Source organism: Pseudomonas sp. NFACC13-1, assembly GCF_900104425.1.
In the GTDB taxonomy this organism is placed as follows: Bacteria; Pseudomonadota; Gammaproteobacteria; order Pseudomonadales; family Pseudomonadaceae; genus Aquipseudomonas; species Aquipseudomonas fluorescens_AA.
On record NZ_FMXV01000038.1, the window covers coordinates 1 to 24,036 of the forward strand.

General features: G+C 62.1%; 29 protein-coding genes. 11 read left to right on the forward strand and 18 right to left on the reverse strand.

The annotated features are described in order from the left end of the window. Window positions 1–108: 108 nt before the first annotated feature. The 10 genes from hisC to BLQ55_RS28845 all read right to left on the reverse strand — a co-directional run bounded on the left by hisC (window position 109) and on the right by BLQ55_RS28845 (window position 8,084). Entirely contained in the window at window positions 109–1,161 is a 1,053-nt protein-coding gene (gene hisC, locus BLQ55_RS28800) for a histidinol-phosphate transaminase (protein WP_092258865.1), read from the reverse strand. A gap of 1 nt (window position 1,162) precedes the next feature. Next, complete coding sequence (hisD, locus tag BLQ55_RS28805) at window positions 1,163–2,500, reverse strand: histidinol dehydrogenase (protein ID WP_060739149.1); 1,338 nt, start codon at window positions 2,498–2,500, stop codon at window positions 1,163–1,165. A 123-nt stretch (window positions 2,501–2,623) separates the two neighbouring features. Then, window positions 2,624–3,259 carry an ATP phosphoribosyltransferase gene (gene hisG, locus BLQ55_RS28810; protein ID WP_003197870.1) on the reverse strand — a complete coding sequence of 212 codons (636 nt, stop codon included), beginning with the start codon at window positions 3,257–3,259 and terminating at the stop codon, window positions 2,624–2,626. A gap of 129 nt (window positions 3,260–3,388) precedes the next feature. Next, window positions 3,389–4,654, reverse strand: a complete 1,266-nt coding sequence (murA, locus tag BLQ55_RS28815) for a UDP-N-acetylglucosamine 1-carboxyvinyltransferase (RefSeq protein ID WP_025211869.1) — start codon at window positions 4,652–4,654, stop codon at window positions 3,389–3,391. Between the two features lie 22 nt (window positions 4,655–4,676). Then, complete coding sequence (locus BLQ55_RS28820) at window positions 4,677–4,916, reverse strand: BolA family protein (RefSeq protein ID WP_007953556.1); 240 nt, start codon at window positions 4,914–4,916, stop codon at window positions 4,677–4,679. Window positions 4,917–5,031: 115 nt separating this feature from the next. Further along, window positions 5,032–5,337 (reverse strand): STAS domain-containing protein, encoded by a 306-nt coding sequence (locus tag BLQ55_RS28825; RefSeq protein ID WP_092205013.1) that lies wholly within the window; start codon window positions 5,335–5,337, stop codon window positions 5,032–5,034. A gap of 8 nt (window positions 5,338–5,345) precedes the next feature. Then, complete coding sequence (locus BLQ55_RS28830) at window positions 5,346–5,999, reverse strand: MlaC/ttg2D family ABC transporter substrate-binding protein (RefSeq protein WP_060739150.1); 654 nt, start codon at window positions 5,997–5,999, stop codon at window positions 5,346–5,348. A gap of 11 nt (window positions 6,000–6,010) precedes the next feature. Further along, window positions 6,011–6,478: an outer membrane lipid asymmetry maintenance protein MlaD gene (gene mlaD / locus BLQ55_RS28835; RefSeq protein WP_003178020.1), complete on the reverse strand. Its 468-nt coding sequence runs from the start codon at window positions 6,476–6,478 to the stop codon at window positions 6,011–6,013. Further along, complete coding sequence (gene mlaE, locus BLQ55_RS28840) at window positions 6,478–7,275, reverse strand: lipid asymmetry maintenance ABC transporter permease subunit MlaE (RefSeq protein WP_092205010.1); 798 nt, start codon at window positions 7,273–7,275, stop codon at window positions 6,478–6,480. The genes mlaD and mlaE overlap by 1 nt, the downstream gene beginning before the upstream one ends. After that, window positions 7,275–8,084 carry an ATP-binding cassette domain-containing protein gene (locus tag BLQ55_RS28845; RefSeq protein ID WP_092205009.1) on the reverse strand — a complete coding sequence of 270 codons (810 nt, stop codon included), beginning with the start codon at window positions 8,082–8,084 and terminating at the stop codon, window positions 7,275–7,277. The genes mlaE and BLQ55_RS28845 overlap by 1 nt, the downstream gene beginning before the upstream one ends. Before the next feature lie 273 nt (window positions 8,085–8,357). Between BLQ55_RS28845 and BLQ55_RS28850 the strand changes: the two genes are divergently transcribed. From BLQ55_RS28850 to BLQ55_RS28895, 10 genes are all read left to right on the forward strand, one after another. After that, window positions 8,358–9,332 carry a KpsF/GutQ family sugar-phosphate isomerase gene (locus BLQ55_RS28850; RefSeq protein ID WP_092205008.1) on the forward strand — a complete coding sequence of 325 codons (975 nt, stop codon included), beginning with the start codon at window positions 8,358–8,360 and terminating at the stop codon, window positions 9,330–9,332. Continuing rightward, window positions 9,333–9,857, forward strand: coding sequence for a KdsC family phosphatase (locus tag BLQ55_RS28855; RefSeq protein WP_060739154.1), 525 nt, complete (start codon window positions 9,333–9,335; stop codon window positions 9,855–9,857). 7 nt (window positions 9,858–9,864) lie between these two features. Next, complete coding sequence (gene lptC, locus BLQ55_RS28860) at window positions 9,865–10,434, forward strand: LPS export ABC transporter periplasmic protein LptC (protein ID WP_092205007.1); 570 nt, start codon at window positions 9,865–9,867, stop codon at window positions 10,432–10,434. Further along, window positions 10,421–10,966, forward strand: a complete 546-nt coding sequence (gene lptA, locus BLQ55_RS28865; protein WP_092205006.1) for a lipopolysaccharide transport periplasmic protein LptA — start codon at window positions 10,421–10,423, stop codon at window positions 10,964–10,966. The genes lptC and lptA overlap by 14 nt, the downstream gene beginning before the upstream one ends. Next, window positions 10,966–11,691, forward strand: coding sequence for an LPS export ABC transporter ATP-binding protein (gene lptB, locus BLQ55_RS28870; protein WP_072410876.1), 726 nt, complete (start codon window positions 10,966–10,968; stop codon window positions 11,689–11,691). The genes lptA and lptB overlap by 1 nt, the downstream gene beginning before the upstream one ends. Before the next feature lie 164 nt (window positions 11,692–11,855). Further along, window positions 11,856–13,349 carry an RNA polymerase factor sigma-54 gene (locus tag BLQ55_RS28875; RefSeq protein WP_092205005.1) on the forward strand — a complete coding sequence of 498 codons (1,494 nt, stop codon included), beginning with the start codon at window positions 11,856–11,858 and terminating at the stop codon, window positions 13,347–13,349. Between the two features lie 76 nt (window positions 13,350–13,425). Further along, complete coding sequence (hpf, locus tag BLQ55_RS28880) at window positions 13,426–13,734, forward strand: ribosome hibernation-promoting factor, HPF/YfiA family (RefSeq protein ID WP_003178005.1); 309 nt, start codon at window positions 13,426–13,428, stop codon at window positions 13,732–13,734. Between the two features lie 12 nt (window positions 13,735–13,746). Continuing rightward, window positions 13,747–14,211 carry a PTS IIA-like nitrogen regulatory protein PtsN gene (gene ptsN / locus BLQ55_RS28885; RefSeq protein ID WP_092205004.1) on the forward strand — a complete coding sequence of 155 codons (465 nt, stop codon included), beginning with the start codon at window positions 13,747–13,749 and terminating at the stop codon, window positions 14,209–14,211. A 2-nt stretch (window positions 14,212–14,213) separates the two neighbouring features. After that, on the forward strand, window positions 14,214–15,071 hold the full coding sequence (gene rapZ, locus BLQ55_RS28890; RefSeq protein WP_092171547.1) for an RNase adapter RapZ: 858 nt from the start codon (window positions 14,214–14,216) through the stop codon (window positions 15,069–15,071). A 15-nt stretch (window positions 15,072–15,086) separates the two neighbouring features. Then, the gene (locus BLQ55_RS28895) at window positions 15,087–15,362 is read left to right on the forward strand and encodes an HPr family phosphocarrier protein (RefSeq protein WP_092205003.1); all 276 of its coding nucleotides are present in this window, start codon (window positions 15,087–15,089) and stop codon (window positions 15,360–15,362) included. Window positions 15,363–15,548: 186 nt separating this feature from the next. On the opposite strand, the gene BLQ55_RS28900 is transcribed toward BLQ55_RS28895, so the two are convergent. The 6 genes from BLQ55_RS28900 to pmbA all read right to left on the reverse strand — a co-directional run bounded on the left by BLQ55_RS28900 (window position 15,549) and on the right by pmbA (window position 20,870). Then, complete coding sequence (locus BLQ55_RS28900) at window positions 15,549–16,439, reverse strand: ZIP family metal transporter (protein WP_092258868.1); 891 nt, start codon at window positions 16,437–16,439, stop codon at window positions 15,549–15,551. A gap of 19 nt (window positions 16,440–16,458) precedes the next feature. Then, a complete protein-coding gene (locus BLQ55_RS28905; RefSeq protein ID WP_092258871.1) occupies window positions 16,459–17,082 on the reverse strand; it encodes a superoxide dismutase in 624 nt (207 codons plus the stop codon). Window positions 17,083–17,084: 2 nt separating this feature from the next. After that, the gene (locus BLQ55_RS28910; protein ID WP_072410865.1) at window positions 17,085–17,525 is read right to left on the reverse strand and encodes a hypothetical protein; all 441 of its coding nucleotides are present in this window, start codon (window positions 17,523–17,525) and stop codon (window positions 17,085–17,087) included. Window positions 17,526–17,552: 27 nt separating this feature from the next. Then, a complete protein-coding gene (locus BLQ55_RS28915; RefSeq protein WP_092205000.1) occupies window positions 17,553–18,929 on the reverse strand; it encodes a class II fumarate hydratase in 1,377 nt (458 codons plus the stop codon). Continuing rightward, a complete protein-coding gene (locus BLQ55_RS28920; protein WP_053118468.1) occupies window positions 18,922–19,317 on the reverse strand; it encodes a hypothetical protein in 396 nt (131 codons plus the stop codon). Before BLQ55_RS28920 ends, BLQ55_RS28915 begins: the two co-directional genes overlap by 8 nt. A 206-nt stretch (window positions 19,318–19,523) precedes the next feature. Continuing rightward, window positions 19,524–20,870: a metalloprotease PmbA gene (gene pmbA / locus BLQ55_RS28925; protein WP_060739165.1), complete on the reverse strand. Its 1,347-nt coding sequence runs from the start codon at window positions 20,868–20,870 to the stop codon at window positions 19,524–19,526. Between the two features lie 108 nt (window positions 20,871–20,978). On the opposite strand from pmbA, the gene yjgA reads away from it, so the two are divergent. Continuing rightward, window positions 20,979–21,503: a ribosome biogenesis factor YjgA gene (gene yjgA, locus BLQ55_RS28930; protein WP_003197830.1), complete on the forward strand. Its 525-nt coding sequence runs from the start codon at window positions 20,979–20,981 to the stop codon at window positions 21,501–21,503. A 148-nt stretch (window positions 21,504–21,651) separates the two neighbouring features. Here yjgA and tldD read toward each other — a convergent pair whose 3' ends face one another. Together tldD and BLQ55_RS28940 are read right to left on the reverse strand one after the other, a co-directional pair. Beyond that, window positions 21,652–23,094 carry a metalloprotease TldD gene (gene tldD, locus BLQ55_RS28935; RefSeq protein WP_003197828.1) on the reverse strand — a complete coding sequence of 481 codons (1,443 nt, stop codon included), beginning with the start codon at window positions 23,092–23,094 and terminating at the stop codon, window positions 21,652–21,654. 5 nt (window positions 23,095–23,099) lie between these two features. Continuing rightward, window positions 23,100–23,963: a carbon-nitrogen hydrolase family protein gene (locus BLQ55_RS28940; protein ID WP_092258874.1), complete on the reverse strand. Its 864-nt coding sequence runs from the start codon at window positions 23,961–23,963 to the stop codon at window positions 23,100–23,102. Between the last annotated feature and the right edge of the window lie 73 nt (window positions 23,964–24,036).

A 24,036-nucleotide genomic window follows, 5' to 3' on the forward strand; every position in this document is an offset into this window, starting at 1 on the left:
AACTGTGGGAGCGAGCTTGCTCGCGATGACGTCAGTTCAGCCAACATTAAAGTGACTGACACTACGCCTTCGCGAGCAGGCTCGCTCCCACAGGGTCAATGCAGGGTTTCAGAGTTCGCCGAGGGCTTCGATCAGGGCCTGGTTCTGCTCCGGTGTGCCGATGCTGATCCGTAGGAATTGGGCAATCCGCTCCTGCTTGAAGTGCCGTACGATCACCCCCTGTTCCCGCAGTTTCGCCGCCAAGCCCGCCGCATCGTGCCGGGGGTGGCGGGCGAAGATGAAGTTGGCCGCCGAGGGCAGCACTTCAAAGCCCTTGGCTTCCAGTTGGGCCACAACCCATTCACGGTGCTCGATGACCAACCGGCAGGTCCGGTCGAAATGCTCGCGATCATCGAACGCCGCCGCGCCGCCGACGTTCGCCAGGCGATCCAGCGGGTAGGAGTTGAAGCTGTTCTTGATCCGCTCCAGCGCTTCGATCAGGTCCGGATGGCCCACCGCCAGGCCCACGCGCAGCCCCGCCAGCGAGCGGGACTTGGACAGTGTCTGGGTCACCAGCAGATTCGGATAACGATCCACCAGGCTGATGGCCGTCTCGCCGCCGAAGTCGATATAGGCCTCATCGACCACCACCACCGAATCCGGGCTGGCCTTGAGGATCCGCTCGACCGCGTCCAGCGCCAGCAGGCAGCCGGTGGGTGCGTTCGGATTGGGGAAAATGATCCCGCCGTTCGGCTTGGCATAGTCCGCCGGATCGATCTGGAACTGTGCGTCGAGGGGCACGGCGTCGAACTGGATGCCATACAACCCGCAATACACCGGATAAAAGCTGTAGCTGATGTCCGGGAACAACAGCGGCTGGTCGTGCTGCAACAGACCGTGAAAGACGTGTGCCAGCACTTCATCCGAGCCGTTACCCAGGAACACCTGGTTGCTCTGCACGCCGTAGTAGCGGGCCACGGCGCCTTTGAGCAGGTCACTGTTGGGGTCCGGATACAGGCGCAGGTTGTCGTTCAGTTCGGTCTGCATCGCCGCCAGGGCCTTGGGCGATGGGCCGTAGGGGTTCTCGTTGGTGTTGAGCTTGACCAAGCGGGTCAGCTTCGGTTGCTCGCCCGGCACGTAGGGCACCAGGGTCTTGACGAACGGGCTCCAGAATTTACTCATTTCAGTTCCCCTGCCCTTCAACGGATTGCTCATCAAGAATGCGGTACTCGGCGCTGCGGGCGTGGGCGCTCAGCGATTCGCCACGGGCCAGCACCGAGGCGGTCTTGCCCAGTTCGGAAGCACCCTGCTCGGAGCAGAAGATGATCGACGAACGCTTCTGGAAGTCATACACCCCCAGCGGCGACGAAAAGCGGGCGGTGCCGGAAGTCGGCAACACGTGGTTGGGCCCCGCGCAATAATCGCCCAGTGCCTCGCTGGTGTGGCGGCCCATGAAGATCGCGCCGGCGTGGCGGATCTGTGGCAGCCAGGCTTGCGGATCGGCAACGGACAATTCCAGGTGTTCCGGCGCGATGCGGTTGGCGACCTCGATGGCCTGCGCCATGTCATCGACCTTGATCAGCGCCCCACGGCCGTTGATCGAGGTGTTGATGATCTCGGCGCGGTCCATGGTCGGCAGCAGCTTGTCGATGCTGGCAGCGACCTTGTCGAGGAACTCGGCGTCCGGGCTGACCAGGATCGCCTGGGCGTCTTCGTCGTGCTCGGCCTGGGAAAACAGGTCCATGGCGATCCAGTCCGGATCGGTCTGGCCGTCGCACACCACGAGGATTTCCGAAGGGCCCGCGATCATGTCGATGCCGACCTGGCCAAACACGTGACGCTTGGCGGTGGCGACATAGATATTGCCCGGCCCGACCACCTTGTCCACCCGTGGCACGCTTTCGGTGCCGTAGGCCAGCGCAGCCACGGCCTGGGCTCCGCCGATGGTGAATACCCGGTCCACCCCGGCGATGCAGGCGGCGGCCAGCACCAGCTCGTTGATTTCACCCCGCGGGGTCGGGACGACCATGACCACTTCGGTCACGCCGGCGACCTTGGCCGGGATGGCGTTCATCAGCACCGAGGATGGATACGACGCCTTGCCGCCCGGCACATACAGGCCGGCGCGGTCCAGCGGCGTGACTTTCTGGCCCAGCACCGTGCCGTCGGCTTCGGTGTAGCTCCAGGAGTCCTGTTTCTGCCTTTCGTGATAGTCACGCACCCGCGACGCGGCTTTTTCCAGGGCTTCGCGCTGGGGCACGGTGATCCGGGTCAGGGCCAGTTCCAGGCGCTCGCGCGGCAGGATCAGGTCGGCCATGGACGCCACTTGCAGGCCGTCGAATTTCTGGGTGAACTCCACCAGGGCGGCATCGCCACGCTCGCGCACGGCCTTGATGATGTCCAGCACCCGCTGATTGACCGAGTCGTCAGACACGCTTTCCCAGCTCAGCAGATGATCCAGATGATGTGCGAAATCCGGATCGGCAGCGTTGAGTCGGCGAATCGAAGTGGGAGCGGTCATAGCGAGGGCCTCATTAATGGCAAATGCTCAGGCGCCCTAAGCTACCAGTCCATTCGCGTGGGCACCTGAGAAAATTGGCTATGACACGGATAGACGGGCGCGACTCGAGGTCGCGCAGGTGAATCAGCCGCGGTGTCGCGATTCCACTGCCTTGCGCAGGGTATCGATCAGAGCCTGGATACGAGCATGCTGCATTTTCATCGACGCCTTGTTGACGATCAACCGGGAGGTGATGTCAGCGATGAAATCCTGGGGTTCCAGACCGTTGGCCCGCAGGGTGTTGCCGGTGTCGACCACGTCGATGATCTTGTCCGCCAAGCCGATCAGCGGCGCCAGCTCCATCGAACCGTACAGCTTGATGATGTCGACCTGACGTCCCTGCTCGGCGTAATAACGCTTGGCAATGTTGACGAACTTGGTCGCCACGCGCAAACGCCCCTTGGGCTCCGGCGCGCCGACTTTACCGGCGGTCATCAGCTTGCAACGGGCGATCTGCAGGTCCAGGGGCTCGTACAGGCCCTGGCCGCCGTATTCCATCAGCACGTCCTTGCCGGCAACGCCCAGGTCGGCGGCACCATGTTCCACATAGGTCGGCACATCGGTGGCACGCACGATCAGCAAGCGCACATCGGCCTGGGTCGTGGGGATGATCAGCTTGCGGCTCTTGTCCGGATTCTCGGTCGGCACGATGCCCGCTTCAGCCAGAAGCGGCAGGGTGTCGTCAAGGATGCGGCCCTTGGACAGTGCGATGGTCAACATGGGAAACGTCAGTCCTTATCAAGGTACTCATGCCCGGTCGCAAGCGGCGCCGGACACACATCGAGGGTGCAGACACCCTCGACCTGAAACGAAATCAACGGGCACATCCGTGTACCCATGCAGCCGGAACTAGCCCGGCACGCGGCGGATCTTGGCGCCGAGCATCTGCAGTTTTTCTTCGATGCACTCGTAGCCACGGTCGATGTGGTAGATGCGGTCGATCAGGGTATCGCCTTCGGCAACCAGGGCCGAGATGACCAGGCTGGCCGACGCCCGCAGGTCGGTGGCCATGACTGGCGCGCCCTTGAGCTTCTCGGTGCCGGTGACGATGGCCGTGTTGCCTTCGACCTGGATCTTGGCGCCCATGCGGTGCAGTTCGTAGACGTGCATGAAGCGGTTTTCGAAGATCGTCTCGATGACCGCGCCCGTGCCTTCGGCAATGGCGTTGAGGGAGATGAACTGCGCCTGCATGTCGGTCGGGAACGCCGGGTATGGAGCGGTCCGCACGTTGACAGCCTTGGGCCGCTTGCCGTGCATGTTCACTTCGATCCAGTCTTCGCCGCAGGTGACTTCGGCACCGGCTTCCTTGAGCTTCTCCAGGACGGCTTCGAGGATGGTCGGATCGGTGTCCTTGACCTTGACGCGGCCACCGGTGACCGCAGCGGCCACCAGGTAGGTGCCGGTTTCGATCCGATCCGGCATCACCTTGTAGGTGGCCGAATGCAGGCGCTCGACGCCATCGATGGTGATGGTGTCAGTGCCGGCACCGCTGATCTTGGCGCCCATGGCGATCAGGAAGTTCGCCAGGTCGACCACTTCAGGCTCGCGGGCGGCGTTTTGCAGCACGCTACGGCCCTTGGCCAGTGCGGCGGCCATCATGATGTTCTCGGTACCGGTCACGCTGACGGTATCGAAGAAGAAGTTCGCGCCGCGCAAGCCGCCTTCCGGCGCCTTGGCCTTGATGTAGCCGCCTTCGACGTCGATCACCGCGCCCATGGCTTCCAGGCCGCGGATGTGCAGGTCCACCGGACGCGAGCCGATGGCGCAACCGCCAGGCAAGGCGACTTCGGCTTCACCGAAACGGGCGACCATCGGGCCCAGTACCAGGATCGACGCACGCATGGTCTTCACCAGCTCGTACGGGGCGATCAGGGTCTTGATGGTGCGTGGGTCGATCTCGACGCTGAGCTTCTCGTCGATCACCGGCTCGATGCCCATGCGGCCGAACAGCTCGATCATCGTGGTGATGTCGTGCAGGTGCGGCAGGTTGGCCACGGTCACAGGACCATCGCACAGCAGGGTGGCGGCCAGGATGGGCAGGGCGGAGTTCTTTGCCCCGGAAATACGGATTTCGCCATCAAGACGAACGCCGCCGGTAATAATCAGTTTATCCATAAGAATCTCGAGGCCCTTGGGCTCAGGTGCGCTCGGCCCAGGCCGCGCTGCTGAAAAATTTCATCGTGACCGCGTGGATGCTGCCATCGGCAATCCATGGGTTCAAATGGGCATAGATGCTCTGCTGGCGCTTCACTGGGCTCAATGCCGCCAGTTCATCGCTGATCACGTTCAGCTGGAAGTTGCAGCCTTCGCCTTCAACTTCCACCTGTGTACCAGGCAGCTTTCCTTCAAGGAAGCTCTTCACTTCTACAGCCTGCATGCTCAACCTCAATCGGCGCCCTGTGCGCGCGGGTCGCACATCATACAAAAAAGCCCCGCGCCTGCGAACCCCGCGAAGCAGGACTCTGACGGGGGGACTTTTCCAACAATGTGGGTCAGGGGTGCGCCAACAGCTCGGTCAGCTCGCTGACCTGGGCTATTTCGCGCATGTCTTCGGGCATCCCACGGATGCTCCACGTTTTGCCGGCCGCCTTGGCGTCCCGCATGAAGCACAGCAGCAGCGACAAGCCGACACTGCTGGACTTCTGCACCGCCGAGCAGTCAATGACCACCTCGGTGGCACCGACGGACTTGATCAGCGCCTGGCCCTGCTTGCGCAAGGCCGGGCCGGTGCGGTAGTCCAGCACGCCACTGAGCAGCAGCTCACCCGCGTCGCCCAGACGAACGGCCGACTCACTCACCGACTCGATCATTGTTCCTGCTTCTCTTTGGCTTCTTCGGTCACTTCCTTGGCCTTGGCGACTTCGCCGGCCCAACCGTCGATGGTCTTGTCCAGGTCGTTGCCATTGCGCTGCATCGCGTCGGCGAACTGATCGCGGAACAGCTTGCCAATGTTGATGCCATTGATGATCACGTTGCGCACCTTCCACTCGCTGTTGATCTTCTCCAGCGTGTAGGAGACAGGATAGACCGCGCCGTTGTTGCCCTTGACCTGCATGTCGACGCTGGTGCGGGTACCGCTTTCGTCCTTGGCCGGGGAGACGGTGATGCCCTGGTTGTTGTATTCCAGCAGGGCGTTGCCATAGAACTGCATCAGGCTGCGCTTGAAGTTCTCCTGGAAGCGGGTCATCTGCGCCGGGGTCGCCTTGCGCGAGTACTTGACGGTCATGATGCTCTTGGAGATGCCATCGGCGTCTACCACAGGGCCGACGATGCCGTTCAGCGCGTCATAGAACGCGCTGGGGTCTTGCTTGTACTTCTCTTTATTGGCGGCAAGGTCCGCCAACAACCGGGTGGTCGTGTCCTGGATGATGTCATGGGCCGAAGGCGCGGCCACGGCGTTGGCCATCAACGGCAGCGCCGCGAGCAGCACCAACAGGCTACGTCGCAAGATAGAGATCATTCAAAAGCTCCTCATTTGGCGTCTTTGCTAACGGTATTGAGCAGGAATTTACCGATCAGGTCCTCGAGCACCAGGGACGACTGCGTGTCATGGATGACACCGCCGTCCTTGAGCACGGTGTCTTCCCCTCCCACGCTGATGCCAATGTATTTCTCGCCCAGCAGCCCGGCCGTGAGGATAGACGCCGTGGAGTCAGTCGGCAGGTTGTCCACGCGCTTTTCCAGCTGCAGCGTCACCCGACCGGTGAAATCCTCGCGGTTCAGATCGATTGCCGTGACCTTGCCGATGGTCACACCGGCCATGGTCACCTTGGCTCTGACCGTCAAACCGGCGATATTGTCAAAGTTGGCATAAAGTTTATAAGTATCGGTGCTTGCCGTCGGCGCCAGTCCACTGACCCGCAAGGCCAGCAGCAGCAAAGCCAGGATGCCAGCCAGCAAGAAAAGGCCGACACCGATTTCCAGGGTGCGGTTTTGCATCAGAAATCTCCAAACATCAAGGCGGTCAGAATAAAGTCGAGGCCCAGGACCGCCAGCGAGGCGTACACCACGGTCTTGGTTGTGGCACGGCTGATCCCCTCTGAAGTGGGCTCACAGTCATAGCCTTGAAACACGGCGATCCAGGTCACGACGAACGCGAACACGGCACTTTTGATCACGCCATTGAGGACATCATCGAGGAAGTCGACGCTGTTTTGCATGTTCGACCAGTAGGAACCTTCATAGACCCCCAGCCAGTCGACGGCCACCCAGGAGCCGCCCCAGATCCCCACGACGCTGAAAATCATCGCCAGCACCGGGAGGGAAATGAAGCCGGCCCACAGGCGCGGGGCAATGATGTACTTGAGTGGATCGACACCGATCATTTCCAGGCTGGACAACTGCTCGGTGGATTTCATGTTACCGATTTCAGCCGTCAGCGCCGAACCGGCTCGCCCGGCGAACAGCAGCGCCGTCACCACCGGACCCAGCTCACGCAGCAATGTCAGGGCGACCATCTGCCCGACCGCCTGCTCCGAACCGTAGCTGGACAGAATGCTGAAGCCCTGCAGCGCCAACACCATGCCGATGAAGATCCCGGAGACCACGATGATCACCAGGGACATCACGCCCACCGAGTGCAGCTGCTTGACCAGCAGGCCAAAGCCGCCGCCCGTCGCGCTGCGACCGAGCAAGGCGTGCATCAGGAACAGCGAGGAACGGCCCAGCACCGCCACCACATCGATGCCGGAGCGACCGAACAGACGAACTCTTTCCAACAGTGATTTCTTGCGCATCAGCGCTTCCCCAGCAGATCGGTACGGTAATCCGTGGCCGGAAAGTGGAACGCCACCGGCCCGTCCGGATCACCCTTCATGAATTGGCGAATGCGCGGGTTGTCCGAATCCGCCAGTTCCTGCGGTGTGCCCTGCCCCAACACCTGGCCGTCGCCGACCACATAGATGTAGTCGGCAATGCTGGCGGTTTCGGCCAGGTCATGGGAGACCACGATACTGGTGATGCCCAGCGCATCGTTGAGCAGGCGGATCAGCCGCACGAGCACCCCCATGGCGATCGGGTCCTGGCCGACGAAGGGTTCGTCGTACATGAGGATCTTCGGATCGAGGGCAATCGCCCGCGCCAGCGCGACCCGCCGCTTCATGCCGCCGGACAGCTCGTCGGGCATCAGGTCGATGGCGCCACGCAGCCCGACGGCCTGCAACTTGAGCAGGACGATGTCGCGGATCATCTCTTCCGGCAGGTCGGTATGGACCCGCAGCGGAAACGCCACGTTCTCGAACACATCGAGGTCGGTGAACAGCGCGCCGCTCTGGAACAGCACGCCCATGTGCTTGCGCGCATCGAACAGGTCGCTGCGAGACAATTGGGGAAGATTCTGGCCATTGACCCAGACTTCGCCGGCGCTGGGACGCAGCTGCGCGCCCATCAGCCGCAACAGCGTGGTCTTGCCACACCCGGAGGGCCCCATGATGCCGGTGACCTTGCCCCGTGGTATGCGAATATCGATGTCATTGAAAATGCTGCGCGTCCCTCGCTTGAAGGACAGTCCCTTCAGCTCGACCGCGTAGGCGTTGTCGGCACTCATCTAAACTCCTTGCGATGCAGCCTCACATTCGAATGCCCCGGGCAGCCGACAAGCGCCGGTACCGCCGGGCACACGAACCGGCGGCGAACTATATCACTGCAACAGCCAAGCGCCCAAGGCCAACGCCCCGCCCGTTAAGCCTGGCTTAAGGTAAATGCCACATTTTATGTCAAACGTTGTGGCCCCTTGAACAAAGCATGACGAACTTACGTGAGGGAATTGTTCATTACCGCTATAATCGCCGCCTTTTCATCGGGCTATACGATTTCAGACATGAGCCAATCCAGCGACCTGATTCAATCGGCACAACGTACCATCCGCCTCGAGCTCGAAGCCGTGCAAGGCTTGCTGCCCCATATCGACGCTGATTTCGTACGCGCCTGCGAGATGATTCTGGCCAGCAAGGGCCGCGTGGTCGTGGTCGGCATGGGCAAGTCCGGGCACATCGGCAACAAGATCGCCGCCACCCTCGCCAGCACCGGCACCACGGCCTTTTTCGTCCATCCGGCCGAAGCCAGCCATGGGGACATGGGCATGATCACCCGGGACGACATCATCCTGGCCCTGTCCAACTCCGGCTCCACCAACGAGATCATCACCCTGCTGCCGCTGATCAAGCGCCTGGGCATCCAGTTGATCAGCGTGACCGGCAACCCCGACTCGCCGCTGGCCAAGGCCGCCGAAGTGAACCTCAATGTCCATGTCGAACACGAAGCCTGCCCGTTGAACCTGGCACCGACCTCCTCCACCACCGCGGCCCTGGTCATGGGCGATGCCCTGGCCGTGGCGCTGCTGGAAGCCCGGGGCTTCACCGCGGAAGACTTCGCCTTTTCCCATCCCGGTGGCGCCCTCGGTCGTCGCCTGCTGCTGAAAGTCGAAAACGTGATGCACGCCGGCCAGGAACTGCCACAGGTCGTGCGCGGCACGCTGCTCAAGGACGCGCTCATGGAAATGACCCGCAAGGGGCTGGGCATGACGGTGGTCCTGGAGGACGACGGCAAGCTTGCCGGGATCTTTACCGACGGCGACCTGCGCCGCACCCTGGACCGCACCATCGACATCCACAGCGCGACCATCGAGCAAGTCATGACCCCCCACGGCAAGACCGCCCGCGCCGAGATGCTCGCCGCCGAGGCCCTGAAAATCATGGAAGACCACAAGATCAGCGCCCTGGTGGTCGTCGATGACGAAGACCGTCCGGTGGGCGCCCTGAACATGCACGATCTGCTGCGTGCGGGAGTCATGTAAATGAACACAGACCTGTTGCAACGTGGCAAAGCCATCAAGCTGGCCGTGTTCGATGTGGACGGCGTGCTGACCGACGGCCGCCTGTACTTCCTCGAAGACGGCAGCGAATTCAAGACCTTCAACACCCTCGACGGCCAAGGTATCAAGATGTTGATGGCCGCCGGCGTACAGACGGCTATCATCAGCGGCCGCAAGACCCCGGTGGTCGAACGGCGTGCGAAGAACCTCGGCATCCCGCACCTTTACCAGGGACGCGAAGACAAACTGGTGGTGCTGGACGAGCTTCTGGGCCAACTCAACCTAAGCTATGAACAGGTGGCCTACCTCGGTGACGACCTGCCAGACCTGCCGGTGATTCGCCGGGTCGGCCTGGGCATGGCGGTCGCCAACGCGGCCAGCTTCGTGCGCGAGCATGCCCACGGCATCACCACGGCGCGAGGCGGCGAAGGTGCCGCCCGCGAATTCTGTGAACTGATCCTGCGCGCCCAGGGCCGCCTCGAAGCGGCCAACGCCGCGTACCTGTGAGCCATTTATGCTGAGCAAAAAGATTCGCACCGTTGTGGTGTTTGCCTGTATCGCGGCGATTTTCGCCGCGGTGGGCTATTGGAACATCAGCCCCGAGCGGTTTCTCGACCAGCCCGCCGCCCAGGTCGAGGAACGGATCGACTGGTACGCGACCAACACCCATACCCTGCAGTACCTGCCCGACGGCAAAGTGCAATATGAGATGACGTCCGACAAGGTTGACCACGTAAAGGCCACTGACATTACGCTGGTCACCAAGCCGGACCTGAACATGTTCCGCGGCACCGAATTCCCGTGGCACGTGCAGAGCGAGCACGCCGAAGTCAACTCCGGCGGCACCGAAGTGGAACTGATCGACTCGGTACGCGTCGCCCGGACCGACGAAAAAAACCGCACGACCATCATCACCAGCACACGCATGACCGTGTTCCCACAGCAAGAATATGCGCAGACCGAGCAACCCGTTAGAATCGACGGCGCCGGGGGTGTATCGACCGGCACGGGAATGAAAGCGTATTTGAAGGAAAGCAGGATACACCTGCTATCGAACGTAAGAGGACAGTATGAAGCTCGCTAAAACCCTCCCTATTTTGCTCAGTCTGGGCGCAGCACTGGGAAGCGCGAGCGCCTGGGCTCTTCCCAACGACCGCGACCAGCCTATCCGCATCCAGGCCGACGACGCCCAGCTCGACGACAAGAATGGCGTCGCCACCTATAAAGGCGATGTGATCATCACCCAGGGTTCGATGAAGGTCACCGGCAACACCGTGACCATCACCCGCACCCCGACCGGCGATATCGATGTGGTGACCTCGGTGGGCAACCTGGCCTACTTCGAGCAACTGCAAACCGCGGGCGACACCAAGCCGGTACAGGGCTACGGGGTAACTATCCAGTACCACGCCGCCCAGGATCGCGTGGTCCTGATCGACCGCGCCAAGGTCGTCGACAAGGACAACAACGTCACCCAAGGCGAGAAAATCGTCTACGACACCGTCAAGAAACTGGCCAGCGCCGGCCGCGCCACCGGCAGCAAAGTGACCGAGCAGCGTCCGCGGATCGACATGGTGATCCAGCCTAAAAAGAAAACCGAGCAGAAGGCCCAGTAATGGCAACTCTGAAAGCCCAGCACTTGGCCAAGAGCTACAAGGGCCGGCAAGTCGTGCGCGATGTCAGCCTGTCCATCGACAGCGGCCAGATCGTCGGCCTGCTCGGCCCCAATGGCGCGGGCAAGACCACCTGCTTCTATATGATCGTCGGCCTGGTCCAGGCCGATCAGGGTCGCGTGCTGATCGACGACCTGGACGTCAGCCACCAGCCGATGCATGGCCGGGCAAAGGCCGGGATCGGCTATTTGCCGCAAGAAGCGTCGATCTTCCGCAAACTGTCGGTTGCCGACAACATCATGGCGATCCTCGAGACCCGCAAGGAGCTCGACAAGGCCGGCCGTCGCCAGGAACTGGAAAGCCTGCTGCAGGAATTCCACATCAGCCACATTCGCGACAACCTGGGCATGAGCCTGTCGGGTGGCGAACGGCGCCGCGTGGAAATCGCCCGCGCCCTGGCCACCGCACCGAAGTTCATCCTGCTCGACGAACCGTTCGCCGGCGTGGATCCGATCTCGGTGGGCGACATCAAGCAGATCATCCATCACCTCAAGGCCAAGGGCATCGGCGTGCTGATCACCGACCACAACGTGCGCGAGACCCTGGATATCTGCGAAACCGCCTACATTGTCAATGACGGCCAACTGATCGCCGAAGGTGACTCCGCCGCGATCCTGGCCAACGACCTGGTCAAGGAAGTCTACCTGGGCCATGAGTTCCGTCTGTAAGCACACGTGTCTGGCGAATTGCCTGGGCGTCGTTTAATTTTATTATGGCGACGCTCTAGGCAAACACTTCAGTTTCAGGCATATAATTTGCTTAAGTTTGGCGCTCCGGCGCCCTGTAGTGGATGGCGCATGTGCGCCGGCGAATAAGGTGTTAAGCCCCTGCCATGAAACCATCGCTAGTCTTGAGAATGGGCCAGCAGCTGACGATGACACCGCAGCTGCAACAGGCCATCCGCCTGCTCCAATTGTCGACCCTGGACCTGCAACAGGAAATCCAGGAGGCCCTGGAGTCCAATCCGATGCTCGAACGCCAGGAAGAAGGCGACGACTTCGACAACACCGATCCGCTGGCCGACAACGTCGAGCAGAAGACCAATACCGAGGTCCCGGAACCGTCCTACCAGGAAGCCGCCCCGACGGTGGATAACCTCGAGGATGGCGAATGGAACGAGCGCATCCCCAACGAGCTGCCCGTGGACACGGCCTGGGAAGACGTCTACCAGACCAGCGCCAGCAACCTGCCCAGCAGCGATGACGACGAGTGGGACTTCACCACCCGTACCTCGGCCGGCGAAAGCCTGCAAAGCCACCTGCTGTGGCAACTGAACCTGGCGCCGATGTCCGACACCGATCGCCTGATCGCCGTGACCCTGATCGACTGCATCAACAACCAGGGCTACCTGGACGAGACCCTCGAAGAGATCCTCGAAGCCTTCGACCCCGAGCTCGACATCGAGCTGGACGAGATCGAAGCCGTCCTCCATCGCATCCAGCAATTCGAACCGGCCGGCATCGGCGCCCGCAACCTAGGCGAGTGCCTGCTGCTGCAACTGCGCCAGTTGCCTGCCAAGACGCCATGGCTGGCCGAAGCCAAGCGATTGGTCACCGATTACATCGACCTGCTGGGCGGTCGCGATTACAGCCAGTTGATGCGGCGCATGAAGCTCAAGGAAGATGAGCTGCGCCAGGTCATCGAGCTGGTCCAGAGCCTCAACCCGCGCCCCGGCTCGCAGATCGAATCCACCGAGCCTGAGTACGTGGTGCCCGACGTGATCGTGCGCAAGCACAACGATCGCTGGCTGGTGGAGCTCAACCAGGAGTCGGTGCCCAAGCTGCGGGTCAACGCCCAGTACGCCGGCTTCGTCAAGCGCGCCGACACCAGCGCCGACAACACCTTCATGCGCAACCAGTTGCAGGAAGCCCGCTGGTTCATCAAGAGCCTGCAAAGCCGCAACGAAACCCTGATGAAAGTGGCCACCCAGATCGTCGAGCATCAGCGCGGCTTCCTGGAGTACGGCGATGAGGCGATGAAACCGTTGGTCCTGCATGACATTGCCGAGGCAGTGGGCATGCACGAGTCGACGATTTCCCGGGTGACCACCCAGAAATTCATGCATACCCCCCGGGGCATCTATGAATTGAAATACTTTTTCTCCAGCCACGTCAGCACCTCCGAAGGCGGCGAATGCTCGTCCACGGCCATCCGCGCGATCATCAAAAAACTGGTGGCCGCGGAAAATCAGAAAAAGCCGTTGAGTGACAGCAAGATCGCTGGTTTACTGGAGGCACAAGGCATTCAGGTGGCCCGCCGTACCGTCGCCAAATACCGCGAATCCCTCGGGATCGCGCCTTCGAGCGAACGCAAGCGGTTGATGTAACAGGCCACGCCACAGCGTTCCAGTGGCAGGCATTTCTGCCTGCCGCTTTATGCACTGGCAACGAAGGAGAAGCTGTATGCAAGTCAACATCAGTGGACACCAACTGGAAGTGACCGAACCCCTGCGCACCTACATCGGCGAAAAACTCGACCGGTTGGAGAGGCATTTCGACAAGATCACCAACGTGCAAGTCACGATGAACGTCGAGAAGCTGCTGCAGAAAATCGAAGCCACGCTGCATATCCCCGGCGGAGAAGTGGTCGCCAACGCAGAGCACACAGACATGTATGCCGCGATTGACCTGCTGACCGACAAGCTGGATCGCCAACTCAAAAAGCATAAGGAAAAGACCCAGAGCCTCCTCCAGGGCGCGACCGGTCGTTAACCCCCCCAATCCATGATCCGACTAGAAAACATCCTGACCCCCGGCCGTTCCCTGGTGAACGCGCCGGGCGGCAGTAAAAAGAAAGCCCTCGAACAAACTGCCAACCTGATCCACCGCGAAGTGCCGGATCTGGGAATGCAGGACGTCTTCGAGGCGCTGGTTGCCCGTGAAAAACTCGGTTCCACCGGTTTTGGCAACGGCATCGCCATCCCCCATTGCCGCCTCAAGGGTTGTATCGCGCCCATCAGCGCACTGTTGCACCTTGAAGCCCCCATAGATTTCGATGCCATCGACGGCGCTCCGGTCGACCTGCTGTTCGTATTGCTGGTTCCGGAAGCGGCGACCGATGCGCACCTCGAGCTGCTGCGCCAGATCGCCAGCATGCTGGACCGCAAGGAAGTGCGCGAGAAACTGCGCGGCGCGTCGAGTAACGAAGCTCTGTACCAGGTGGTCCTGGACGAGCAGAACGGTCATTAAACATGCGCATGATCATCGTCAGTGGCCGCTCCGGCTCCGGTAAAAGCACGGCCCTCAACGTGCTTGAGGACAGCGGCTACTATTGCATCGACAACCTGCCCGCTGGCCTGCTGCCGGAACTGGCCGAGCGCGCCCTGATCCACACCGAGCTGGCGCAGCCGCTGGTGGCGGTGTCCATCGATGCGCGCAACCTGCCGAGCCATCTGTCGCGCTTTCCAGAACTGCTGGAAGAAGTGCGCAGCCGGCATATTCAATGCGATGTGTTGTACCTGGATGCCGATGAAGAGACGCTGCTCAAGCGTTTTTCCGAAACCCGCCGGCGTCACCCGCTGAGCAACGCCAACCGCTCCCTGGCCGAAGCCATCGAAGATGAAAGCCAGCTGCTGGGGCCGATCGCCGACCTGGCGGACCTGAAGGTCAACACCACGCACCTGAACCTGTATCAGTTGCGCGACACCATCAAGCTGCGCCTGCTGAACCAACCGGAACCGGGCACGGCATTCCTGGTGGAGTCGTTCGGCTTCAAGCGTGGCATGCCGGTAGACGCCGACCTGGTGTTCGATGTGCGCTGCCTGCCCAACCCTTATTGGAAACCGGAACTGCGCGAGCAGTCCGGGCTCGATCAACCGGTGATCGACTACCTGGCCGCACAGCCGGACGTCGAGGAAATGTACCAGGACATCTCCAGCTACCTGCTCAAATGGCTACCCCGCTTTGCCGCGAGCAACCGCGCCTATGTCACGATCGCCATCGGCTGTACCGGCGGCCATCACCGCTCCGTCTACCTGACCGAACGCCTCGGTCAGCTCCTGCAAAAATCCCTGAAGAATGTCCAGGTTCGCCACCGCGACCTCAGCTAAAGGATTCACACCGCGATGCCTGCTCAGGAAATTGAAATCATCAACAAGCTGGGTTTGCATGCCCGAGCGTCGGCCAAGTTTGTCGGAGTCGCGGGACAGTTCAAGGACACCACCATCAGGGTCGGCCGCACGCCGGAATCCACGGTCGACGGCAAAAGCATCATGGCGATGATGATGCTCGCCGCCGGCAAGGGCACCAAGATCCACCTGAGCACTGAAGGGGATCAGGCACAGGAAGCGATGGATGCCCTGGTGGACCTGATCAACCGATATTTCGACGAAGGCGAATAACCCCCTGTGGCGAGGGGATTTATCCCCGCTGGGGTGCGAAGCAGCCCCCCAAAAAAAGGCCCATACAATCGACCAGAGATACCGCGAGAGTAGGTTTTGGGCTGCTTCGCAGCCCAGCGGGGATAAATCCCCTCGCCACAAATGGTCCCTTCCCACGGATGATCCCTGTCACACAGATTCCCCCTGTCACGCCAACGCCGTATCCAGCACCATCATCAGGCAAAACCCCACCAACAAACCCAGGCTCGCCAGTTTCTCGTGACCATTGCGGCGGGATTCGGGAATGACCTCATGGGTCACCACCAGCAGCATCGCCCCAGCCGCCAACGCCAGGCCCAGGGGCAAGAGCAGCTCGGCCAGGCTCACCAACCAGGCGCACAGCAGCGCGAACACGGGCTCGACCAACCCTGACGCCGCGCCAATCAGGAACGCCTTGACCCGCGACATGCCCGCCGTGGCCAGTACCAGCGCGATCACCAGCCCTTCGGGGACATCCTGCAAGGCGATGCCCATCGCCAGGCTGTCGGCATCCGGCATGCCGCCGCCCGCCGACACGCCCACCGCCATGCCTTCTGGAATGTTGTGGGCGATGATGGCGAACACGAACAGCCAGATCCGCGGCGCAATGATCGGGCGTCCCGACGCCGCCACCAGCCTTTCGGGGCTGGCCGAGACCTTGCGGTCCATCAGGTAAAGCCCGAACGCCCCCGACAGAATGCCAAAACAGATAAGGCCGCTGGCCGCCCAAGGCGTGAAGCCCAACTGCTGCGCCGCGGCAATGCCCGGCACGATCAGCGAAAACGCCGTGGCCGCGAGCATCACCCCGGCACCGAAGCCCAGCAGCGAATCGCTCACGGCCTGGGGCATGCGCCGGATGACCAGCACCGGCACGGCCCCCAGCGCGGTGCCCAAGGCACAAAGTCCGCCGCCCTGAAGGGCTCGCAACAGCCTGGGCTCCAGGTCCAGCCACGCCAGGCCCTGGGCCGCCAACAACGTCATCCCGGCCAACAGCAACAACGACCCCAAGGCATAGCGGAACATCCGTCCGCTTCCAATCGCCAGTGTTTGAGTATCCATAGTCAGCCTTGGAGGGGGTTCATGAAGGACTCGACGCCAGCGCCGCCTGATAGCGTCGGGCGACTTCAGGCCAATTGATCACGTTGTAGAAGGCGCTGATGTATTCCGGACGACGGTTCTGGTAGCGCAGGTAATAGGCATGTTCCCAGACGTCCAGGCCAAGGATCGGCGTGTTGCCATTCATCAGCGGGCTGTCCTGGTTGCCGCTGCTCTCCACCACCAGGGTCTTTTGCGGGGTCACGCTCAGCCAGGCCCAGCCGCTGCCGAAACGGGTCAGTGCCGCTTTGGTGAACGCTTCCTTGAAACGCTCGATACCGCCCAGTTGCGCATCGATCGCCGCCGCCAGGGCGCCCTCGGGCAGGCCGCAGCCCTGGGGCGTCATCACCTCCCAGAACAACGAATGATTGGCATGGCCACCACCCTGGTTGATCACCGCAGCCTTCAGACTTGCTGGCAACTGCTCCACGCTGGACACCAGTTTTTCGACGGGCCATTCGGCGTATTCGGTGCCGTCCACCGCCGCGTTGAGGTTATTGATGTAGGTCTGGTGATGCTTGGTGTAGTGGATCTCCATGGTTTGCGCATCAATGTGCGGTTCCAGGGCGTCGTAGGCGTAGGGCAATGCAGGCAAGGTAAAAGCCATGTTCAATGAACTCCATAATGAAGAGGGGCATTGCGTTGCCGGGGCGTGGCGGCATTGCAATGCAGCAGGCGCTGGGTGCGTGGGTACTCACCGTGCTCGCTGATGAAATTCAGCAGTTCGACGTAGGTCTTGTGGCTCTGGCGCTGGGCGGCGGCGCGCAAGGCCGGTGCCAGGCGTTCGTCCTGCATCGTCTGCAACAACCGTTGATGGATCGCACACAAGTATTCAGCGCTCTCCTCCGGCTGGTTCAGGCGCAAGTGCAGGTCCGCCAGGTTGTGATGGGAGACGACGCAAGCCGCGACCGCTTCGTCGGCATCCGCCCAGCGCTCGAACAACACTTGGGCCAGCGCCAAGGCTTGCAGGTAGGCTTCGCGGGCATCCACCAGCTCGCCCAGCATGAAACAGCGATTGGCCCGTTCGATCGTACGTTTCCAGTGTTCCATGGTGAGTCCTCCACACAGGTGTCGGGGTTACACGCCGCCGGCGGTGAGCTTCTCCGGGTCCAGCAGGACTTCGAGTTCGCTGCGAGACAGGTCGGTGTGTTCCAGGGCGACATCGATGACCGGTCGGCCTTGCTGATAAGCCTTCTTGGCGATTTCAGCGGCCTTCTGGTAACCGATGATCGGATTCAGCGCAGTCACCAGGATCGGGTTGCGCGACAACGCTTCCTTGAGCCTGGCTTCGTTGACCTTGAACGTGGCGATGGCCTTGTCCGCGAGCAAGCGGCTGGCGCTGGACATCAGGGCGATACTGCTCAGCAGGTTCTGGGCGATGATCGGCAACATCACGTTCAATTCGAAGTTGCCCGATTGACCGGCAATGGTGATCACCGTGTCGTTACCGATCACCTGGGCCGCGACCATCGCGGTGGCTTCAGGAATGACCGGGTTGACCTTGCCGGGCATGATCGAGGAGCCCGGCTGCAGGCCTTCGAGTTCGATCTCGCCCAGGCCCGCCAGCGGCCCGGAGTTCATCCAGCGCAGGTCGTTGGCGATTTTCATCAGCGACACGGCCGTGGTCTTGAGCTGTCCGGAAACCGCCACCGCGGTGTCCTGGGAGCCGATCAGCGCGAACAGGTTCTTGCCCGGGGTGAATTGCACGTGGGTCAATTGCGTCAGCTGTTGGCTGAACAGCTCGGCGAAACGCGGATGGGCATTGACCCCCGTGCCGACCGCCGTGCCGCCCTGGGCCAGGGATTGCAGGCTAGGCAGCAGGTCCTGCAGGTGGCCGATATTGGCCTTGAGCTGTTGCGCCCAACCGTCGAGCACCTGGCTCAGGCGCACCGGCATGGCATCCATCAGGTGGGTGCGACCCGTCTTGATGAACGGATGGACTTCTTCGGCCTTGCGCTCGATCACCTGCACCAGGTGTAACAACGCCGGCAGCAGTTGCTCATGCAAGGCCAGCGCGGCACTGACATGAATGCTGGTGGGGATGATGTCGTTGCTGCTCTGGCCGCAGTTGACATGGTCGTTCGGGTTGATCGTCTCTCCCAACAGGCCGCTGGCGAGGGTGGCGATCACTTCGTTGGCGTTCATGTTGGAGCTGGTGCCGGAGCCGGTCTGGAAGATATCCACCGGAAAATGATCCATGAAACGGCCTTCGAGCAGCCCCAGGGCGGCATCGACGATGGCCTTGCCCTGGGCCGCGCTGATCTGTTCCAGCTCCACGTTGGCCCGGGCGGCCGCGGCCTTGGCCAGGATCAGGGCGCGGATGAATGGCGCTGGCATCCGCTGGCCGCTGACCGGGAAGTTATCCACGGCACGCTGGGTCTGGGCGCCATATAGGGCGTCCACCGGGACGTGCAGCTCGCCCATGCTGTCGCGTTCGATACGGGTATTACTCATCGGGAGATCCTTGCACCAGTTCAATAAGGGGAATCGATGGTGCCAGGGCGCAGGTCGCCAGCGCCCAGGCATGGCTCTGCCAGCGCTTGAGGCGGCAGCGGCACAGTGATTGGCGTTCGAGGTCACGCAGGGGGCGCCAGGCCTGGTCGAGGCAGAGGCTGCGCCAATGCCAGGGCAGCGCGACATCCGAAGCGGTGTCGAGCAGCAGGCGGAAGGCGGTTTCGGAGATCATCCACGGCGAGGTGGCGGTGCAACAGGCCAGATAGCGGCCCTCGGCCAGGTAGTGCTCGATCAGCCGCGGTTCGTCCGGGTTCATCGCGCAACGGATCTGGCGGCTCATCCAGCGCCAGCTTTCAAGGTAGGGTTGTTCGTGCAGGGCAGAACTCATGACCGGGGCTCACACTCGGCGAATGAGATTCATTATTAGATGATAATAAGAAGCAACACAAGCCTGGGAGCGCATCATTATGGCGAGGGGATTTATCCCCTCACCACAGGGCGTCCACCGTGTCCCCCGGTCCAAACAGGGATCTGCGAACATAAAAAAGCGCGTCACCCACTTGGATGACGCGCCTTTTTTTCTGCGATCGAAGGTCAGCTACCCGCCACTGTCATCCGCTCGATCAGTACCGAGCCGGTGCGGATGTTGCTGCGCAGTTCCAGGTCATTCCCCACGGCCACGATCTGCTTGAACATGTCGCGCATGTTCCCGGCGATGGTGACTTCCTGGACCGGGAACTGGATCTCGCCATTCTCGACCCAGAAACCCGCCGCGCCACGGGAATAGTCGCCGGTGACCATGTTCAGGCCATGGCCCATCAGTTCCGTCACCAGCAGGCCCCGGCCCATGCGCCGCAGCAAGGCGGCCTGGTCTTCTTCGCCATGGGTCACGAACAGGTTATGCACGCCACCGGCATTGGCGGTGCTCGGCATGCCGAGTTTGCGTCCCGAATAGGTGCCGAGGATGTAGGACACCAGCTCGCCTTTTTCCACGAACGGCTTGGCGTAGGTGGCCAGGCCATCGCCGTCGAACGCGGAGCTGCCCATGGCCTGCATCAGGTGCGGACGCTCGTCGATGGTCATCCATTCCGGGAACAGTTTCTGGCCCAGCGCGCCTTCGAGGAATGACGACTTGCGATACAGATTGCCGCCGGACACCGCTGACAGGAAGCTGCCGAACAGGCCACCGGCCAGCTCGGCAGAAAACAGCACTGGCACTTCGCAGGTCGGCACCGGCCGTGCACCCAGGCGGCTGGCCGCCCGTTGCGCGGCTTTCTGGCCGATGCTCACCGGGTCCGCCAGCAAGGTGCCCTGGCGGTTGACGTCGTACCAGTAATCACGCTGCATCTGGCCGTTGGCTTCGGCAATCATGACGCAACTGAGGCTGTGGCGGGTCGATGCATAACCGCCGATGAAACCGTGGCTGTTGCCGTAGACACGGCAGCCCTGGTGGGTATTGAGCGTCGTACCGTCGGCATTCTTGATCCGCGAGTCGGCATCGAACGCCGCCGCTTCGCAACGCAGCGCCTGTTCGATGGCCTGTTCAGGGGTGATGTCCCAGGCGTGAAACAGGTCGAAGTCGCGCAGTTCCTTGCACATCAGCGCGGCATCGGCCAGGCCCGAGGCTTCGTCTTCGGAGGTGTGCTGGGCAATCGCCAGTGCCGCGGCGACGGTTTCGCGAATAGCGTCCGGGCCGCTGGCCGACGTGCTGGCCGAGCCTTTGCGCTGGCCCACGTACAAGGTGATGCCAAAGCCCTGGTCGCGATTGAATTCGACGGTTTCCACCTCGCGCTGGCGTACCGACGTCGACAGGCCCTGCTCCAGGGACACCGCCACCTCGCACGCACTGGCGCCTTGTCGCTTGGCCTCGGCGAGGATCTGCTCGACTTGTTCCTGCAGTGCCGGCAATGCCTGCGGGCCGACGCTTTGAACTGCACTCATGGTGTTCTCCACTCAAATTCTGTTTTCGGTGATGGCCATCGAGCGACCGGGCCGGACAAGCGGCCCCCGACTGGTTATCATGGCGGCGTTTCTTTGCGGACTGCCACCATGGTTGATTCTTACGACGACTCCCTCTACGAGGGTGAAAAAAGCAAATCCCAGGTCAAACGCGAGCTGCATGCTCTGGTTGACCTCGGCGAGCGCCTGACAACACTCAAGCCTGACTTGCTGGCCAAATTGCCTTTGACCGACGCCTTGCGTCGGGCCCTGGCCGATGCGCCCAAGCACACCGCGAATATCGCGCGTAAACGGCACCTGCAATTCATCGGCAAACTGATGCGCGATCAGGACACTGACGCCATCCTGGTGCTGCTCGATCAACTCGATGCCTCCACCCGGCAGTACAACGAACGCTTCCACAACCTGGAGCGCTGGCGCGATCGCTTGATCGCAGGCGACGACGGCGTGCTGGAAAAATTCGTCATCGACTACCCGGAGGCCGATCGCCAGCAATTGCGCTCCCTGATCCGTCAGGCCCAGCACGAACTGGCGCAGAACAAGCCACCGGCCTCGAGCCGTAAAATCTTCAAGTACATCCGTGAGCTGGACGAGACCCAACGCGGCTTGCGCTGAGTTTCACCGGGTCCGTAGGAGCTGGCGAAGCCTGCGATCTTTTGATCTTTCGCTTGAGACTCAAGTGTCTGGGGAAAGATCGCAGCCTCGTTGCACTCGACAGCTCCTACGACAGCTCCTACGCAGCTCATAGGGGACCGTATCATCCTTACGCGCCCGTGCCACCCACGGTAATCGCATCGATCTTCAGGGTCGGCTGGCCGACGCCCACCGGCACCGATTGCCCGTCCTTGCCACACGTCCCCACACCGCTGTCCAGCGCCAGGTCGTTACCGACCATCGACACCTTGCTCATCGCCTCCGGCCCATTGCCGATCAGGGTCGCCCCCTTGACCGGTGCGGTGATCTTGCCGTCTTCGATCAGGTAGGCCTCGCTGGTGGAGAACACGAACTTGCCGCTGGTGATGTCCACTTGGCCGCCGCCGAGGTTGGCGCAATAGATGCCTTTTTTCACCGAGGCGATGATTTCCGCCGGGTCGCTTTGGCCACCCAGCATGTAGGTATTGGTCATGCGCGGCATCGGCAGGTGCGCGTAAGACTCGCGGCGACCGTTACCGGTGCGTGCCACGCCCATCAGCCGGGCGTTGAGCTTGTCCTGCATGTAACCCTTGAGCACCCCGTTCTCGATCAGCGTGGTGCATTCGGTTGGCGTGCCTTCATCGTCGACGCTCAGGGAGCCACGACGCCCGGCCAGGGTACCGTCATCGACAATGGTGCAGAGTTTCGAAGCGACCATTTCCCCCATGCGCCCGCTGTAGGCCGAACTGCCCTTGCGGTTGAAATCGCCTTCCAGGCCGTGGCCCACCGCTTCGTGCAGCAGCACACCGGACCAGCCGGAGCCGAGCACCACCGGCAACGTACCGGCCGGAGCCGGGATGGCTTCCAGATTGACCAGGGCCTGGCGCAACGCTTCGCGGGCGTAGCCCATGGCGCGGTCTTCACTGAGGAAATAACGGTAATCGGTGCGCCCGCCACCGCCATGGCCACCGCGCTCACGACGACCGTTCTGCTCGACGATGACGCTGACATTGAAACGCACCAGCGGTCGCACGTCCGCCGCCAGGCCGCCATCGGTGGAAGCCACCAGGATCCGCTCCCAGACCCCGGCCATGCTGACCGACACCTGCTGGATGCGCGGGTCGAGGGCACGGGTGGCGACGTCGATGCGCTTGAGCAATTCGACTTTCTCGGCGCGGCTCATGACCTCCAGCGGGTTGTCCGGGGCATAGAGTTGCGCCACGTCCTGGCTGCTGAACGCCTGGACCGTACCATTCTGCCCGGCGCGGGAGATCGAGCGGGCCGCACGGGCCGCGGCCCCCAGGGCTTCAAGGGTGATGGCGTTGCTGTAGGCGAAACCGGTCTTTTCCCCGGACTGGGCGCGCACGCCCACACCCTGGTCAAGGTTGAAACTGCCTTCCTTGACGATGCCGTCCTCCAGCGACCAGGACTCGGAAATCTGGCCCTGGAAATACAGGTCGGCGGCATCGATGCCCGGGCCGGCCAGGTCGCCCAGCACGCCTTGCAGGCTTTCAAGCGTCACGCCGCCAGGGGCTAAAAGGTGCTCACTGACTGAGGATAACAACCCGCTCATATGTTTTACGCCTTGGATTCGTCGTCTTGGACAGGCCGCTGTCGAGCGCCCTGCGAGAAAAAGCGCCGATGGCTGGCCACCGGCATGCGCGCCCGGATGGACGCTTGTTCGCTGCTGTCGCGCTCGGCCACCAGCACGGCCTCGCCTTGATCCTGCTGTGCCAGCACGCGGCCCCAGGGGTCGACAATCGCGGCATGGCCAAAGGTTTCCCGAGGCCCCGGATGCACGCCACCCTGGGCGGCCGCCAGCACGTAGCACTGGGTCTCGATGGCCCGGGCGCGGATCAGCACGTCCCAATGGGCCGCGCCGGTCACCGCGGTAAACGCCGACGGTGCCGTGATCAACTCGGCCCCGGCCGCCCGCAGCTCGCTGTAGAGTTCCGGAAACCGCAAGTCATAACAAACCGTCAGGCCCACCCGGCCGACGGGGGTATCGGCAACCACCACGTTGGCACCATAAGCATAGTCATCCGACTCGCGATAGCGCCCGCGATTGTCCGCCACATCCACATCGAACAGGTGCAGCTTGTCATAACGCGCCACGATCTGGCCCTGGTCGTCGACCAGCAACGAACAGGCATGGGACCTGGCCTCGGGCTGGCCCACCGGCGGCAACGGCAGCGTGCCGGCCACAATCCATAACTTGAGGTCACGGGCGACCTGTTTCAACCACGGCAGGATCGGTCCCTGACCAAAGGCTTCGGCACGGCCGATATCGGCGATGTCCCGTCGCCCCATCGCCGCGAAATTCTCCGGCAGCACTGCCAGCCTCGCGCCGCCGGCGGCAGCCTGCTCCAGCAACACCCGGGCACGGGCCAGGTTGGCGAGCACGTCGCTTTGGCTGACCATTTGAATCACGGCGACTGCCATGGTGCCTCCCTCATTTCTTGCATCATTCCCCTGTGGGAGCGAGCTTGCTCGCGATAGCGCAGGATCCGCAAAG